The sequence below is a fragment of the Serratia sp. NGAS9 genome, assembly GCF_009905295.1.
Taxonomy (GTDB): Bacteria; Pseudomonadota; Gammaproteobacteria; order Enterobacterales; family Enterobacteriaceae; genus Serratia; species Serratia bockelmannii.
In genome coordinates, this window is the sequence record NZ_CP047605.1 from 3,821,973 (window position 1) to 3,839,182 (window position 17,210).

Here is a 17,210-nt window from a genome sequence, read left to right on the forward strand (position 1 = left end):
AAGCACGTTGCGCATAAAATCTAAAAATAATCTTCTTGTTTCCTTTGCTTTCCTGTTGGCACTACCTCGTCAATATCAAAGGATAAAAGGAAACTTTCTTCATAGAGTTTAATTGTATAGGCGTATATTACGCCGTTCTCTTCGCTGATTCCCATAACGCCACCTTTCTTTCCTAAATATTTTGCATTTCGGTCGTTACGTGGATTGGAAATTTCAACTTCTTGATAAAATTCTATTTTTGTAGTCATTTGTGCGTGATTTTCCCGTCAAGCGATACATTCAAGTGCTTACCATCTCGGCTCGCCCACCCCAACTGAGCTTTCCCAGTTGGTGAAAGTTGGACGTCCCACTCAAACTCTTGGCCTTTCGTTCTTGATGGACCTTTGGTCCATTCATTACCAAATTTATCTATATATCCTTTGTTTGGGCCTCTGGGTAATGGGTTTGTTGGTTTGTAATTAGAGTCGGGTACGAATCTAATTTTCCCTTCATTAGGTAACTGAACATGCTTCATTCGACCCTTAATCGACCAGACCTGTCCGGAACTCAATGTCCCATAAGGGTTGAAAAAAGGCTCATCTACATAAGCTAATGGGCCTTTTAACGCAGCTTTTTCCGATGCTTTAATGGCATTAGTTGTGATCTTGACGCCCAACTTACCTGCGCCGGCGACCCCTGCAAACAGCCCCAGCCCGGCCATCGTCAGTTTACCAAACTCCAGCCCAGCGCCGTAAGCCCCGTCGATGCCTGCGTGTTCATACTTCGTCTTGAACGCCTCGACCCGCCCCAGGTATTCCTGTTTCACACTCTCGCCAATAATCGAGAAGCGTTCATCGTTCTTTATCAGAGCTATTAATGCATCCGCTGCCTCGCGTGGGTTGCTGGCCACGGCGACTAAACCATCCACCGTATCGCTGATTTCAACCGGGATGCCGGAGACTACACCCGCCGCAAAGGCGCCATCCTGCGTATGGCTCGTTATTCCCCAACTAGCCAACACCAACGCTTTATCCAGCGGCGATTTCGCGGCCGCCAAATCTTTCTCCATCAATTCTTGCTGTTTGTGGCTGAGATAGTTGTATCGGAACGCATTCTCACCACCGGTGGCACCGCTGTAAGCACCATCAGACTTGCCGGTGAAGACTGCGCCTGCGGCTGCGCCCAGCACTCGTGCCATCTGCGCTTGCTGTTCCGATTTCTTCTGCCACTCCTCCGGCTTGATGATATTGTCGCCCAATATCACCCCGGCCAGCTCCGCCGCCAGCGCCCCTGCCGCCGCGCCTTTGGCATTGCCCTTGCCGATTTCTGCGGCCACGCCCGCCAGAACGGCATGGCTTACGGCCCGGCCCGGTATATCGAGAACCTGACCGTTATCCCCAATCAGGTTGGCGCCCTCGGCCTGAACCTGGCTGCCGATGTTCGCCAGCAGCGCATTGGTCAGGTTGTCTTTGAAGCTGCCGCCATTAATGGCGGTATTCAGGCTGGAGCTGATGACCGACTGCCCGGCCACCCGCTGCGCCACCTTGCTCCAGTCACCGTTGCTCAGCTGCGGCAGTTTGACGTTGTTCGGGTTAAGCGGTTTGCCCGCCGCGTCCTTGCTCCAGCCCATCGCGCTGTCGAAGCCATTGAGCGCGCCGCCGATCGCCATCGCCGTGGCGGTCGCTTTGACGTTTTCATTTCGGCCCAACGCCTGCAGGGTTTTCGACAGGTTGCCCTGATTCTCCACCAGCGCCACCGCCGCCTGAGAGGCCAAAGAAGACATACCAGCGGTGACTGCGCCGCTGGTTATCGCCCCGCCGCCTACGGCGCCGGAAACACTGGAAGCCGCCGTAGCCGCCAATGAACTGCCCGCGGTCACCGCCGCGGCCGCAATGGCGATCACCGCCGCCACCGCCGGGTTCAGGTGCTGGCTTTTGTAATCCCAGCTGTCGTAAGCGTCTTTGACCTTGCTCCACTGCACGTCGTTGCGCTTGTTCAGATCTTTGACCCAGGTGGTGCCCGGCGTATTGCCCAGGGCGTCGATGGCGCTTTGCAGCGCCTGCCCGTTTTTCACCTTCACATCGGCGCTGACGCCCTTGGCGGCGTCTACGATCAAGGCGCCACCAGTATGAATGCTCGGCAGCACCCACTTATTGTCTTCGTAACCTTTATTGGCCTGCTTGATAAAGAAGCCTTTCGAATTGCTGACGGTCTGTTCGAAAGAGGTGTTTTTCACCGCGCGGAAGTTAACCTGGCCATGCGTGCTGGTCAGGCGCGCGTTTTGCCCGGCGGCGATTTTACTGGCTTCATAGGTGCTGTCGTCGCGGCTCATCAGCGTGATATTGCCGGCGGCGGTAAACTCGGTGACCTTGTTGGTCACGTCATGGCGGGTCTGCTTAACCTCGGTTTTCTTGCCCCACCATTTGCGTTTCTTCTCGGTTTTCTCGTAGTGGCTGGATTCCTCCATCGCCTGAGCGTAGAGATAGCCACCCTTGGCGGCGATATCCATATTGCCGGCGCGCATGGCTTCAGCCTGGTTGTGGGCGTCGACCTGAGCTTTTTGTTTGGCCTCGTCAATGCCTTTGCTTTGGGCTTCCTGGCGCGCAGCGGTCAGCTGGTTTTGTGCCTCGTTTTTTGTTTTGTTGCCTTGATTAATTCGCAGCTCTGCCTGCGTGACATCATTTCGAGCAGCAGCCAGACTACTTCTTGCAGCACTAAGTTCTCCTTCGCGCTGCGCTACGAATTTATCCCAACTCCCTACTTCAGCAGACCAACCACTGCCATATTCGTGAGGTGGGTTATTACGCATAAACTCATCCCGCCTTTCCTCAGCATCTCTGACGGCAGCCTCTGCTTGCTGAACGAACGAAATTCTTTGCGTAACAATATGTTCAGCATTTGTTTTTGCCTGCAGTGCCTGATTAATTTGCTGCTGCGTATTTCGAAGCTGCTGCTCGGCAATGGCTATCCGGCTTCCCCAGTCCGTCACCGCTACCGGCGGTTTCCAGTTAGCTCCCAACCCTTTAACCACCAGCTTGGTCGCCTGGAACAGAATGCTGCCGCCGGAAATCACCGTCATCAGGCCGCCGGCATTCAGCTCGGTACCTTGCTGGGTACGGGTTTCGGTGAACTCGTTGCCGCTCTCGCGGTAAGTGTGGTTTTGCACCGCCTCGAAGCGCATATCGCCGCCGGAGGTCAACGTCATGTTGGCGCCGGAAGTCAGCCTGGCGCCGTAAGTCAGCAGTTGGTTATTCGCCGACGCGGTCAGGTTTTTCCCGGCGCTGAGGGTAGTGACCACATGGCGGTCGTCTTTGTTGTTGTCGTTAGCGGCATCAATGGCGGAATAGGCCAGGTTCGACAACCATAGATTCTGCCCGGCCAGCAGCGTGATATTACCGTTGGCGGAAAGCGCGCCGCCCTGGGTGCCGATGTCGCGGGCCGAGTTAATCAGTAAATTGCCGCCGGCGTGTACCCGGCTACCCAGTTCAGGCGTGCGGGAAGAGGGGAACAAGCGACTAAATTGCTCCCCCAATTCGCGATAGTTCAGATCGGCATTATGGCCGGCCAACAGCGTGACATGTTTACCTGCTTTAATGTGCGTCCCGCGCAACGCCAGATAACCGCCGCTGTTGAGCAGCACTGAACCACTGGCGTTCAACTGTCCGGCATTTAGCAGTTGGTTGAACTGCGTTTGTCGTTGTTCAGGAGATAAATTCTGCGCTAAACGATCGTTATTCAACGCCTCGTCATTTCTGACAATCGAAACAGTGCCGTTCGCCGTCATTGCAATATTTTGGCTTTGCGGCGCGAAGTGCGTGTTACGTAGATAAATACCTTGCCCGGCATTTAAGGTTAAGTCCCCGGCAGCATTCAATTGGCTCAGCCAGCGGGCACCATCGACGCCGAAATAGCGTGGGCTAGGTACAGTGTGCACTTTGACGTTGCCGTTGCGGCTGGTCAAAGTGACATGATGTCCCTTCAGATAGCTTTGACGGGCATCCAGCTCATTCACTGCTGCAACGTTCAGACTCTTGCCCGCAGTTAGCTCAGCACCGTCGGTGTAAAACACATCATCGGCAACCACAGTCAGGTCGTTACGCGCGTTTATTTTATCGGTACTGATAACACGTCCCGCATGCAGCACAATGTTGTGAGCTACCAGTGAGTCAGGCCGTCCCGAAGCCACCACCTCACTAAGCTGATTTCCCGCCGGCGTCGAAGTTTTAATTTCTATCTGATTTTTAAAATCCGCAACCAAATTGCCGCCCGCCAACATGGCTGAGGCCGGATAGCCAGAAGCCGACCAGCTCTTTTGCCCGCCTTTTCTGACATAAATGACATATTCCGGGATCGACGATTTCTGATCCTGCCATTTATGTCCCAGAACAACGTTAGGATTCGGCACCTTCGGTTCGAACAGTGCATAGTCGTTCATGTCCCCCGTCATTTCACTGCGCACGCCCAGATTATTACCAGTTAAAATCAGATCGTTAGTCGCTTTTATTGTGCTGACGTGGTTCCAAAGCTCCGACGCATTAATGTAGGCATTCTTCCCTGAAATGATTTCTGCGGGACGGCTGTCGGTCACTACGGTAAAACGCGCGCGTTCACTGTTAACCCAGGGCGTTTTTTTGAAATCGACGTGTCCCAACCAGGTGAAATTTTTATCTTCAAAGTCCGCCAAATAATCAAAAAATTGGTAATCGAATTGCCCCTCGTACACACCATCAGCCAACCAACGATCGATATCCTTGTTGTCCTTCGGCGCGTTGTTGGAGGAAATGGCGAACTGCTGGCGAACGTTGTTCAAACTCTCCGTGCGTATCACTAAATCGCCGCTGTTGGTCAGGATTTTCGCCGAACGGTTCTCGACGGATTTAGCCTTGTTGCCCTGCGCATCCTTTTGGATCCACATATTTTTATTGGCGTGCAGCTTGGCGTTTTCCCCGGCGTTGCGGATATGGTCGCCGAAGATGCGCATATCGCCGCTGGTGCTGGTTTGCCCGTCATTCACCAGCGTCGTTGCTGCCAGCGTGGCGTTGCCGTCCGCCTGCACGACAGTACCCCGCGTAATGTGCAATCCCTTGGCACTGACATTGAGGTCACCCTTGCTGTGCGTGGTGCCGTTAAGCACCAGGTTACCGTTAATGCTCAGCGTAATATCCCGCTGTTTGCTGGTGAGGTCTTTCAGGTTCACCCCCACCCCATCCTCGTTGGCCACCAGGCGGATTTTGTTGGCGTACATGCCGCCCAGCGCTTTGGTATCCACGGCCAGTTGGGGCTTAGCGCCTTCACCGGCGATCGGTTTGATGCTGCCGTCCTTGAAGCTGATGCGGTTGGCGCCCTGAGTCAGCGACAGATTTTGTGCATTGATTTTGCCGTTCAACTCGGTGGCGCGGCTGATGATATCGACATAGTCGGCGCCGCTGCCGTCCAGCCCTTTGCCGCCGATGGTGACGCCGCCTTTTTTCACCTCCAGCGCTTCCAGCGCGCCCTGCTTGTCGAACTGCAGTTTGCCGGTGGTCAGCGTCACGCCCGGCGCGTTGATAAAGCCGCAGCCGTCGCAGGTGATGCCATTCGGGTTGGCGATCATCACATTGGCCTTGTTGCCGAACACCTCGAGTTTACCCTGCAACTCGGAACGACTGCCGCCGATCACCTCATTGATGATCAACTCCGCCGGTTTTCCCTTCAGGTAGGTGTTGCCCTGCGCGCTGTAGATCTCCACGCCCAGCTGCGTTTTGCCGCCGTGTGTGGCGTTATTCAATACGGCACCCTGTGGCCCAACGTTGAAATCTTTATAGGTGTTGTGGGAGATGCCCGCACCGTTCGGCGTGGCGATATTCACCACCGGTACGTTGCCCGGCTTGATAACCACCTGCGTATTGCCGTTAGCGGCGGTAATGCCGGCGGCGAACGCCGGGTGCAACGGCTGGAAAGCCGTCAGGTAGATCAGCAAATAGCTGGCGCCCCGCGCCAGCGGATGATTGAGCTTATCCATATTCATTCCTTCGAAAGGATGTTGTTTTGAACGCCGAGGCGCTCCTGCTGTGTGCTGGCGTTATAACGTGACGGTGGCTTGCCAGTAGGCCACCCAACGATCCGGTTGCAGGCTGTCTGGGTGCGTCAGCGGTTTACCGACGGTGACCGCCTGATTGAACCAGCGGCCGCTTAGCGTGGCGCCCAGCGCCGCCCCGACGACGCTGCCGCCGTCTATCTGCCCGGCGCGCCCCTGCAGCCAGCCGGCGTCTAACGCGCCGGTCAAAGAAAGCTCCCCCAGCCTCGGCAAGGTCTGCCATTGCAAGTTGAGTTCATTGCGCCAGTAGGCGCCGCGATTACCGGTCAGGTACTGCTCTTTAAAGCCACGCACCGAGTATTGCCCGCCGATGGAAATGCGCTCCCCGGCATACAGGTTGTCTGCGCTGGTTTGCCCATAGGCCGAGGTCAGGTAGTAGAGGGAGGGGGCGAGCGGATAGAAATAACTGGCGCCGAGGCCAAGCTTGCGGAACTCGCTGCGCGGCGCTCCGTCGCGCTCCGGATCGTCGGCGGTGGCGCCCAGCATGCGCAGCCCGCGGCTTACCGTCGGGTTCAGCGTCATATAGCCGCCGCCCGCGACCGCGCTGTAATTGAGGCCCAGGCTGGCAATGCTGAGCGTCGGGCTGCTGACGCCCAACCGTTCACCCGCCAGCTTATTTTCCGTGGTGCGCCGCGCCAGCCCGATATCGACGGCCAGCTTGCGTTTGCCATCCCGCAGCAACGTGCGGTTGGCGCCCAAACGCTGGGTCTGGTTATTGCCTTGATAGCGGTAAGCCGCGCCGTTGAATGGCACCTGCTGGAAAAAATCGTTCCAGGCGTACTGGTAGCTGAACAGCCAATAGCCATAGGGTAAGGTGACGCTGCCGTTCAGGCTGCGGCTGCGATGATGCGGGCTGAAATCGTTATTGCGCGCTGCGGAGAGCGACCACTGGTCGGCCAGGCGCAGCGGGTTGTCCAGCACCACGCCGGCATTCATCTGCCCGGTGCCGGTGCTTTTCTGGCCGCTGTTATCGGCGCCGAAAGAGAAAGAGACCGGCGCGCGCGTGGCGCCACGCAGCAAAACCACGTTGGAAAAGCCGGGTTGCTCGCCAGGTTGAATATCGATAGTCACCTGTTGCGACGGCAGGCGGTTGAGCTGCTCCATGCCCTGCTCGATATCGCGCAGATTCAATACGTCACCAACCAGGTCGGGAAACGCCATCTTCAACGCCAGCGTCTGCTCACCGTTTTGCGTGATGGACTCGATTCGCCCTTCGCTGGCGCTGACGGTCAACACGCCGCGGGAGATATCCTGCTCCTGCAGCCAGGCCTGCGAAGTGACATAGCCGCGTTGCAGATAAGCATTGGTGGTTTCGCGCACCAGACGGTTGATGTGCTCCAGCGTCAGGCAACGCCCCTGATACGGGCGCGCCAGGCTTTCTTTTACCGACCAGGAAAGATGTTCGGCGCCCTGAAAAACGATCTGCCGCACCGTTTGGCAAACCGCCCCTGCGGCGGCCGGCACAGGCAGCGGTAACGCTGGCAATTCAACGTTATGTTGCAGCGCCTCGCGTTGCTGCTGCGCCTGCTCCAGCAACGTTTTCTGCTGTTGGGTAATGCTGTCGCGGTCAGCAGGGCTGGTGATTTCCGCGCACCACGCAGAACTGCAAAACGCCAAGAGCACAGGCCAAATCCTCAGCTTCCATGCACACATTTAAACACATCCATTTACGTTAACTTACACACCTTAGCGAAGTATATACAATTTACGCCGCAAATCAACGATAATGAGAATCACTTACATTTAATCAAAGTCACAATGTGACAAAAAATGCAGATATGCCACGACCACTGCGTCTTATTAACCAGAGTGCATTTAATTAAAATTAAAATTAAAAAAACAAATAATAAAAGCAAATAAATTCAATATTAAAATAACACATTCAATATCGACAAAAACAAACGAGCAGAGTTTACAAAGTTAACTCGCCATTTTATCTTGGTAGTTCTATTCGCATAATTAATTCATAAAAAAAATAGTTATTAATTAACCAATAAAGAAAAACAATATCGGGAATAGCCTCATGTTTAACCGTGATATAGAACTGTTTATTCGAGATTACGTTAATGATATCAAAGCCGGCAGCGCTGCGCTGTTTGCCGGCGCCGGACTGTCCATCCCCGCCGGTTTCGTTAGCTGGAAAGAGCTTATCGGCGATATCGCTTATGAACTGGAGCTGGATATCGAAAAAGAGAGCGATCTTATTTCTCTGGCGCAATATCACCTCAATGAAAAAGGCAACAGACATAAGATAAATCAGAAAATAATTACAGAATTCGCTGAACAGGCGGAAGAAACAGAAAACCACCGGATTATCGCCAGATTACCGATAGCGTCACTTTGGACCACTAACTACGACGACCTGATTGAAAAAACCTATGCCCGTTATAATCGCGTCTGCGACGTCAAAACCACGCCGGAAAGCCTGACTAATAACATTCATAAACGTGATGTTGTTTTATATAAAATGCATGGTGACTATAGAAATCCCAACCAGGCGATTATCACCCGCGAACAATACGAAACTTACTCCCGTACACACCTTCCTTTTATCAACATGCTGATGGCGGAGCTGACTGCCAAAACCTTCCTGTTTATCGGTTTCAGCTTTGAAGACCCCAACCTGCAATATGTATTGAGCCGCCTTTACGCGCAGTACGGCGAAGGGCAGAGAAACCACTACTGCATCATGCGGCGCGTCCAGCTCGGCGACAGCGGCAGCGAGGATCAGGCGTCTTGCGATTACAACAGCCGCAAACAAGGCTTGATGATTAACGATCTGCGCCGTTACGGCATTCAAACGCTGTTGGTGGATGACTATCGGCAAATCACTGACCTGCTGTATGCCATCGAAACGCAGTTCAAGAAAAGCACGGTGTTTATCTCCGGCAGCGCCGACAACTACCAGCCCTATGCCCGTGAAGAGTCCATCCAGTTCATACATCGTCTGGCGCGCCTGCTTATCCACAAACAGTATCGCATCGTCAACGGTTTCGGCTGGGGCGTAGGCACAGCGGTGATCAACGGCGCATTGGAAGCCATTTACGACAGCCAAGGAAAAATCAGCGAAAGCCAGCTGGTGCTGCGTCCTTTCCCCCAATTCGCCAGCGGCGGCATTACCCTACCGGCACTTTGGCACGAATACCGTCAGAACATGATTTCGCTCAGCGGCATCGCAATCTTTTTGTTCGGCAACAAACGCAACGCCGAAGGCGAATACGTGCTGGCCGACGGTTTATTGAAAGAGTTCCAGATCGCCACGGAACAAGGCTGCGTCTGCATTCCTATCGGTTGTACCGGCAGCGCATCTGCCGAGATCTACCGAAAAATCAAGGAGGAGATGAAAGAAACCCTCTACTACCGCAACCCCGCCGCCATGAATCTGCTGGATCAGCTTAACGAACCGGGCAGCCTGGCGGAGAAGAAGAAAAGCCTGTTGGCGCTTATCGATATCATTACTAAGGATAACCCCCGATGACCAGAAAATGTTTTTACAGTTTCCATTATGAGCCGGACAACTGGCGCGCTTCTCAGGTACGCGAAATGGGCTCGCTGGAAGGTAACCGGCCAGCCACGGATAACGATTGGGAGGAAGTGAAAAAAGGCGGTGACGCCGCCATCGCCGCTTGGATCAAGGGCCAGTTGGACAATCGCAGCTGCGCCGTGATTCTCGCCGGTAAAGATACCGCTGATCGCAAATGGATTAATTTCGAAATATGCGAGGCTTGGAAAAAAGGCATGGGCGTGCTGGTGGTGTATATACACAATTTGAAAGACAGCGCCGGCGACCAAACCACGAAAGGTAAAAACCCGTTGGATCACATCAAGCTGGGTGACGCAAAGCTTTCCACAATCGCCAAAGCCTATGATCCGCCTTATTCGACCAGCACCAATGTCTATAACCATATAAAAGACAATTTGGCTGAGTGGGTAGAAGAAGCGATCCGCATTCGTAAAAATTACTGACGCCCCTGATAGACAAAAGGCTGCACGGTTGTGCAGCCTTTCGTTTGTTCATAGCCCAAACGGCCTCAACCATACCGCCCGGTAATATAATCCTCGGTGCGGCGCTGGCGCGGCGACGTGAAAATGGCGTCGGTGTCGTTGTACTCCACCAGCCGCCCCTGATGAATAAAGGCGGTGTAGTCGGAGACGCGCGCCGCTTGCTGCATGTTGTGCGTCACCAGCACCACGCTATAGCGCTGCTTGAGTGCGGAAATCAGCTCTTCGATGGTCAGCGTGGAGATCGGATCGAGCGCCGAGGTCGGCTCGTCGAGCAGCAATACTTCCGGCTCGATGGCGATGGCGCGCGCGATCACCAGGCGCTGCTGCTGGCCGCTGGACAAGCGGAACGCATTTTCGCGCAGCCGGTCTTTTACCTCATGCCACAACGCGGCGGCGCGCAGTGAACGCTCCACCGCTTCATCCAGCAAGCGCCGGTCGCGCACGCCCTGCAGCCGCAGGCCGTACACCACGTTTTCATAGATCGATTTCGGGAACGGGTTCGGCCGTTGGAACACCATGCCCACCCGCCGCCGCAGCGCCGCCACGTCGATCTGCGCGCCGGAGATCGCCGCGCCGTTCAGCTGCAGATCGCCCTCAATGCGGCAGTTGTCCACCAGATCGTTCATGCGATTGAAACAGCGCAGCAGCGTCGATTTGCCGCAGCCCGAAGGGCCGATCAGGGCCGTCACCCGATGTTTCGGGATACGCAGCGAAATATCGTGCAGCACCTGTTTGTCACCATAAAACAGGTTCAGGCCGTTGACCGCCAGTGCGGTCTGTTCATCGTCGAGATGCTGGACATCCAGCCGGGGCAAACTGCCTGGCGTCATCAAACCCATTACGCACTCCCCAAAAATAGCGTCATTGTTACTGCGACCATGCTCGGTACCGCTCCCTCAACGAATGGCGGATGCCCATCGCCGCCAGATTCAAACTCACCACGATCGTCACCAGCAAGAAGGCGGTGGCGAACACCAGCGGCCGCGCCGCCTCCACGCTCGGGCTCTGGAATGCCATATCGTAGATCTGGAAGCTCAAATGCATGAACTTCCGCTCCAGGTGCAGATACGGGAAAATCTCGTCCACCGGCAGCACCGGCACCGATTTCACGACCCCCACCAGCATCAGCGGCGCGGTCTCCCCGGCGGCGCGCGCCACCGCCAGGATCAGGCCGGTCATCATCGCCGGCGCCGCCATCGGCAGCACGATGCGCCACAGCGTCTCGGCCCGGCTGGCGCCCAGCGCCATCGAGCCCTGCCGCAGCGAGGCGGGAATGCGCGACAGCCCTTCCTCGGTGGCGACGATCACCACCGGCAGCGTCAGCAGCGCCAGCGTCAGCGCCGCCCACAGCACGCCGGGCGTGCCGAAGGTCGGGTTGGGCAAAGATTCAGGATAGAACAGCTGATCGAGCGTGCCGCCGATCATATAAACGAAGAAGCCGAGGCCGAAGACGCCGTAGACGATCGAGGGCACGCCGGCCAGATTGACCACCGCGATGCGGATCACCCGCGTCAGCAGATTGTTGCCGGCATATTCGTGCAGATACAGCGCCGCGATCACGCCAAACGGCATCACCACGATCGACATCAGGATCACCATCAACACCGTACCGAAAATGGCCGGGAACACCCCGCCTTCGGTATTCGCCTCACGCGGGCTGTCGGTGAGAAACTTCTTCACCTGCTCGCCCCAGTGCGTCAGCTTCTCGGTGGTGCTCATGGCGTTCGGGTACCAGGCATCGCGCACCTGGCTGAGCGGAATGGTCAACGTCTGCCCATGCATGTCGCGCAGCAGCAACGCGTCGCGCTGGCGATCGCGGTTCAGCCCCGCCAGACGTTCGGACAACAGCTGATACTGCCGCTGCAGCTCCAGCCGTTCGGCCTTGATGGCGTCCTGTGCGCGGGCGTCCAGCTTATCGTCGCGCTGCAGGCGCTTTTCCCGCAGCCGCAGCGCGTCAAACTGCTGATTGATGCGCGCCATGTCGCGGAATTGAATGTCGTGCGCCTGGCGCGAGAGCGCGGCGATTTGCGGCAGGCGCTGCTGCAACGCCTGCCCCAGATTGCGGCCGGTCAGTGGTTGCCCGTCTTCCAGCAGCCCCGCCAGATAGCCGTAAGCGGTGCCGTGGCTGTCGCGTTCCAGCACCAGCAGGCTGCGCGGCGTGCTTTGGCTGCGGATATCGCTGGCCAGCAAGGTGCGGAAATCCTGCCCCTCGCGCTCGCGGTTGCCGACCTTAATCAGATAACGTTCGACGTTCTGCGCCTCGCCCGGCGGCGTGACGCCCGCCTCGGCCAGTTGGCGCCGGGAAATGCTTTGTTGCTGGTACAACTCACCGATCACCGTCACCGGCCCAGCGCCGTTCTGATTCAGTTCGAACTGATAAACCGGGCTCGGCCAGAAATAGCGCATCCCCTGCCCGGCCAGCAGTAGCAGAATGCCGATCAACGCCAACAGGCTGACGGCCACCGAACCGGCGGTCAGCCACACCCACGGCGACCCGCTCTTCACCCAGCTCTTCATGGCGCCTCCTGATTCGGCGTGTAACGCTTACGCAACCGCAGGCGCACCGCCTCCGCCAGCGTGTTGAACACGAAGGTGAAGACAAACAGCACCAGCGCAGTCAGGAACAGCACGCGGTAATGGCTGCTGCCGGAAACCGCCTCCGGCATTTCAATGGCGATGTTGGCCGCCAGCGCGCGCAGCCCCTGGAACAGGCTGCCGTCGATAATCGGCGTGTTGCCGGTAGCCATCAGCACGATCATGGTTTCCCCCACCGCGCGGCCAAAACCGATCATCAGCGCGGAGAAAATGCCGGCGCTGGCGGAAGGCAGCACCACCTTGATCACCGTCTGCCATTGGGTGGCGCCCAGCGCCAAAGAGCCCTGGCTCAGGGTGGCCGGCACGCTGAACAGCGCGTCCTCCGCCAGCGAGAAGATGATCGGCACCAGCGCGAAGCCCATCGCCACGGCCACCACCAGCGCATTACGCTGGTCATAATTATCCCCCAGCCAGAAATGCAACGGCTCACCAAACAGCGCCACCTCCAGCCACGGCCCCAGGCTGAACGCCAGCCATACCGTCAACGCCAGCAGCGGCAACAGCAACAGCAGATCGACGCCCGGCCGGCAGCGCGGCATAAAACGATGGGTCAACGCGCCGCACAGCAACACCGCCGCCGCCAGCAACAGCGGCAACGCCAGCACCGCCAACAGATACTGCTCGATGATCGGCGCCAGCCAGATGCCTGCCACCAGCCCGATCACCACCGTCGGCAGCGCGCCCATCACTTCGATAGCCGGTTTGATCACCCGCCGTAGCCCCGCCGTCATAAAGTAAGCGGTATAGATGGCGGCGGCCAAGGCCAAGGGTATGGCGAACAGCATCGCGTAAGCCGCCGCCTTGAAGGTGCCGAAGATCACCGGCATCAGGCTGAATTTGGGTTGGTAGCTGTCTTCGCCGGAGGTGGACTGCCAGACGTAGGCCGGCTGCGGGTAGTTCTCATACCACACCTTGCCCCACAGCGAACGCCAGGTGACGTCCGGATACGGGTTGTCGAGCGCATAGCGCTGCCAGCCCTGCGCGCTCTCCAGCAGCAGACCATCGCCGCGCGGCGCGAACGCCATCTGCCGCACCTCGGCACCCAAACGGGTATTCAGCAGCGGCTGCGGTTGAATGGCGGAAAATAACGAGAAGCCGCCATCGGGCCGCAGAGTGGCGAACACACGGCGGTAAGGCTCGGCCACCGTCAGCTCCTGCCCGTCAGCACCGTGATCGAAATGCTGCACCGGCGTCAGGCGCCAGCGCCGATCTTTTTCCACCTCGAACCACTCGCGCAGATTGCCGTCGGCGCCCTTGATCAGCAGCGCGCTACCGCCGGGCAGCGCCGTCATCTGATACGGGGCGTGTTCGCCAAGGGTACGCGTTTCACGCAGCTGCAGCTGCGCGCCGTCGATCTGATAACGCGCCAGCCGGTTGCCGGTCAGCAGGTAAAGCTGGCGGCCATCCGGCGTCAGCACCAGTTGCTCCCCGTCGTGCTCCAGCGGACGCTCGCTGAACTGCGGCGGCCGGTCGGGGCTGAAGCGACCGAACACCAGGCGCCGATCGTCGGTCACCCCGGCCAACAGATACTGCCCGCGATGCGCATCCGCCAACGACAGCAGTTTCAGCGGTTTGTTCTGCGGATCCAGCGCCAACGGCTGTTGCCCAAGCGGGAACTGCCACTGCGGCCGGCCGTTTTCCGCCGTCGCGAAGTCCGCGCGTGCCACCACCAACCGGCCGTTGGCTTGCGCCAGCGCAAACAGATCGCGCTCTCCGGCAGCCTGCGCGAGCAGCGCCGGTTTGGCCAGCAGCGTCTGCTGCACCAGCGGCGTCTGGGCCTGGCCGCTCGGCGCCGGCGTCAGACGATAAAATTGCCCCGCGCCCTGCGCGTCGATGCGATAACCCACGCGCTGCTGCACGTCCATGCCCAGCGCCAGCGCCGGGGCCGACACCGCGATCGGCAGCGGCTGAGCCTGCCCAAGCGAGGCCGGTTTGAACAGCGGCAGCACCGCAAACAGCAGATAAACGAAGATCAGCATCAACGTCATCAGCACCATCAGCCCGCTGGCGGTCACTGCCGCCTGCACGCCGCGGTCGATGCGCCCGCGCATGCGATCTCGGGGATGTTGATTGGCCGTCGTCTGTGTCATGTGTCTCGCTGTCGCTGATGTAATCGGGCTTACGCCGTAAGATAACCGGGCATCTTATGTCAGTTTTATGACGTTTGCATGACAAAGTTACCCGACTCAACCCAGGTTTTTTACACTGCCAACAGACAATATGAATTTGATATATTGCTGAAAAATGACCATAAACACGCTTTATAACGCCAAGAATAAGCCTGCTAGCCGTCATTTCATGCTGATCGTTTTACTGCCGAGCATCCCGCCGCGGGGAAAATTTATTGCCGCCGAAAAACGCCGCGCGCCAACGCAATGGATATGTTGGACTTTCCTGTCAATCTCTCGCAATAATGATGAAGGACACTAGAGCGGCATCCGGGCGCTGCGTCCCGGATCCTATTCTAAATTTGAACTGGAGTGGCAATGGGTCAGGAAAAGCTCTACATCGAAAAAGAACTAAGCTGGTTATCCTTTAATGAACGCGTGTTGCAGGAAGCCGCAGATAAGAGCAATCCCCTGATTGAACGTATGCGTTTTCTGGGCATTTACTCCAACAACCTCGACGAGTTCTATAAAGTCCGCTTCGCCGATCTCAAACGGCGCATCCTGATCAGCGAAGAGCAAGGCTCCGCCGGTTCCTCGCGCCACCTGCTGAAAAAGATCCAGGCCAAGGTGCTGAAAACCGATCAGGAGTTCGACGGCCTGTACAACGATCTGCTGCTGGAAATGGCCCGCAACCAGATCTTCCTGATCAACGAACGCCAGGTGTCCGAGAACCAGCAAATCTGGCTGCGGCAATATTTCAAACAACATCTGCGCCAGCACATCACGCCGATCCTGATCAACCACGACACCAACCTGGTGCAGTTCCTGAAAGACGACTACACCTATCTGGCGGTGGAGATCATCCGCGGCGCCCGCACCGACTATGCGCTGCTGGAGATCCCGTCCGACAAGGTGCCGCGCTTCGTCAATCTGCCGCCGGAAGCGCCGCGCCGCCGTAAGCCGATGATCCTGCTGGACAACATTCTGCGTTACTGCCTAGACGATATCTTCAAGGGCTTCTTCGACTACGATGCGCTCAACGCCTATTCGATGAAAATGACCCGCGACGCGGAGTACGATCTGGTCACCGAAATGGAATCCAGCCTGCTGGAACTGATGTCCTCCAGCCTGAAACAGCGCCTGACCGCCGAGCCGGTGCGCTTTGTTTATCAGCGCGACATGCCGAACGAAATGGTGGAACTGCTGCGCGGCAAGCTGGGCATCTCCAACTACGATTCGGTGATCGCCGGCGGCCGCTATCACAACTTCAAAGATTTCATCAGTTTCCCGAACGTCGGCAAGGCCAATCTGGTCAACAAGCCGCTGCCGCGCCTGCGCCACATCTGGTTCGACGGTTTCCGCAACGGCTTCGACGCCATTCGTGAAAAAGACGTGCTGCTCTACTACCCGTACCACACCTTCGAGCACGTGCTGGAGCTGCTGCGCCAGGCGTCGTTCGATCCGAGCGTGCTGGCGATCAAAATCAACATCTACCGGGTGGCGAAAGATTCGCGCATCATCGAATCGATGATCCACGCCGCGCACAACGGCAAGAAAGTCACGGTGGTGGTCGAGCTGCAGGCGCGCTTCGACGAAGAAGCCAACATTCACTGGGCGAAGCGCCTGACCGAGGCCGGTGTACACGTGATCTTCTCCGCGCCGGGCCTGAAAATCCACGCCAAGCTGTTCCTGATTTCACGCCGTGAAGGCGATGACATTGTGCGCTATGCTCATATCGGCACCGGCAACTTTAACGAAAAAACCGCGCGCATCTACACCGACTATTCGCTGTTGACCGCCGATTCACGCATCACCAACGAGGTGCGCCGGGTATTCAACTTTATCGAGAACCCCTACCGGCCGGTCACCTTCGACAACCTGATGGTGTCGCCGCAGAACTCGCGCCTGAAGCTGTATGAGCTGATCGACAACGAAATCGCCAACGCGCAGGCCGGGGAACAGGCCGGCATTATGTTGAAAATAAATAATCTGGTGGATAAAGGGCTGGTAGATCGGTTATATACCGCGTCCGGCGCCGGCGTGAAGATCCGCCTGCTGGTGCGGGGCATGTGTTCCCTGATTCCCAACCTGCCGGGGATCAGCGACAATATTCAGGTGATCAGCATCGTCGATCGCTTTTTGGAACACGATCGGGTTTACGTTTTCGACAATAAAGGTGACAAACGGGTGTATCTGTCCTCCGCCGACTGGATGACCCGCAACATAGATTACCGTATCGAAGTGGCGGTATCGCTGCTGGATCCGGCGCTGAAACAGCGCGTTCTGGACATTCTGGAGATCCTGTTCAGCGATACGGTCAAGGCCCGTTATGTGGATAAAGAACTGAGCAACCAGTACGTGCCGCGCGGCAACCGCCGCAAAGTGCGCGCCCAGGTGGCTATTTACGAGTATTTAAAAGCTCTGGAACAACCAGGACAGTAGGCCAG

9 protein-coding genes are annotated in these 17,210 nt (G+C 57.1%); 3 read left to right on the top strand and 6 right to left on the bottom strand.

Going from position 1 to position 17,210, the window contains the following annotated elements; genetic code table 11:
* Positions 1 to 20: 20 nt before the first annotated feature.
* From GUC32_RS18280 to GUC32_RS18290, 3 genes are read right to left on the bottom strand one after another with little or no spacing between them, the layout of a single operon-like run.
* Positions 21 to 248 (bottom strand): Imm31 family immunity protein, encoded by a 228-nt coding sequence (locus tag GUC32_RS18280; RefSeq protein WP_060448088.1) that lies wholly within the window; start codon positions 246 to 248, stop codon positions 21 to 23.
* Positions 245 to 5,980 carry a DUF637 domain-containing protein gene (locus GUC32_RS18285; protein ID WP_369435366.1) on the bottom strand — a complete coding sequence of 1,912 codons (5,736 nt, stop codon included), beginning with the start codon at positions 5,978 to 5,980 and terminating at the stop codon, positions 245 to 247. The genes GUC32_RS18280 and GUC32_RS18285 overlap by 4 nt, the downstream gene beginning before the upstream one ends.
* A 60-nt stretch (positions 5,981 to 6,040) precedes the next feature.
* The gene (locus GUC32_RS18290; protein ID WP_197825268.1) at positions 6,041 to 7,708 is read right to left on the bottom strand and encodes a ShlB/FhaC/HecB family hemolysin secretion/activation protein; all 1,668 of its coding nucleotides are present in this window, start codon (positions 7,706 to 7,708) and stop codon (positions 6,041 to 6,043) included.
* Positions 7,709 to 8,078: 370 nt separating this feature from the next.
* Here GUC32_RS18290 and GUC32_RS18295 point away from each other — a divergent pair, with 370 nt between their 5' ends.
* Together GUC32_RS18295 and GUC32_RS18300 are read left to right on the top strand one after the other, a co-directional pair.
* Complete coding sequence (locus GUC32_RS18295) at positions 8,079 to 9,533, top strand: SIR2 family protein (protein ID WP_049296091.1); 1,455 nt, start codon at positions 8,079 to 8,081, stop codon at positions 9,531 to 9,533.
* Positions 9,530 to 10,021 carry a TIR domain-containing protein gene (locus GUC32_RS18300; protein ID WP_049296092.1) on the top strand — a complete coding sequence of 164 codons (492 nt, stop codon included), beginning with the start codon at positions 9,530 to 9,532 and terminating at the stop codon, positions 10,019 to 10,021. The genes GUC32_RS18295 and GUC32_RS18300 overlap by 4 nt, the downstream gene beginning before the upstream one ends.
* 65 nt (positions 10,022 to 10,086) lie before the next feature.
* Here GUC32_RS18300 and pstB read toward each other — a convergent pair whose 3' ends face one another.
* Genes pstB through GUC32_RS18315 form a run of 3 tightly spaced genes read right to left on the bottom strand, consistent with a single transcriptional unit; the run spans position 10,087 to position 14,745 of the window.
* Entirely contained in the window at positions 10,087 to 10,899 is an 813-nt protein-coding gene (gene pstB, locus GUC32_RS18305; RefSeq protein ID WP_019452422.1) for a phosphate ABC transporter ATP-binding protein PstB, read from the bottom strand.
* 28 nt (positions 10,900 to 10,927) lie between these two features.
* On the bottom strand, positions 10,928 to 12,577 hold the full coding sequence (gene pstA / locus GUC32_RS18310; protein WP_049209520.1) for a phosphate ABC transporter permease PstA: 1,650 nt from the start codon (positions 12,575 to 12,577) through the stop codon (positions 10,928 to 10,930).
* The gene (locus GUC32_RS18315) at positions 12,574 to 14,745 is read right to left on the bottom strand and encodes an ABC transporter permease subunit (protein WP_369435367.1); all 2,172 of its coding nucleotides are present in this window, start codon (positions 14,743 to 14,745) and stop codon (positions 12,574 to 12,576) included. The genes pstA and GUC32_RS18315 overlap by 4 nt, the downstream gene beginning before the upstream one ends.
* Positions 14,746 to 15,141: 396 nt before the next feature.
* Between GUC32_RS18315 and ppk1 the strand changes: the two genes are divergently transcribed.
* Positions 15,142 to 17,205, top strand: coding sequence for a polyphosphate kinase 1 (ppk1, locus tag GUC32_RS18320; protein WP_025303849.1), 2,064 nt, complete (start codon positions 15,142 to 15,144; stop codon positions 17,203 to 17,205).
* The last annotated feature ends 5 nt before the right edge of the window (positions 17,206 to 17,210 follow it).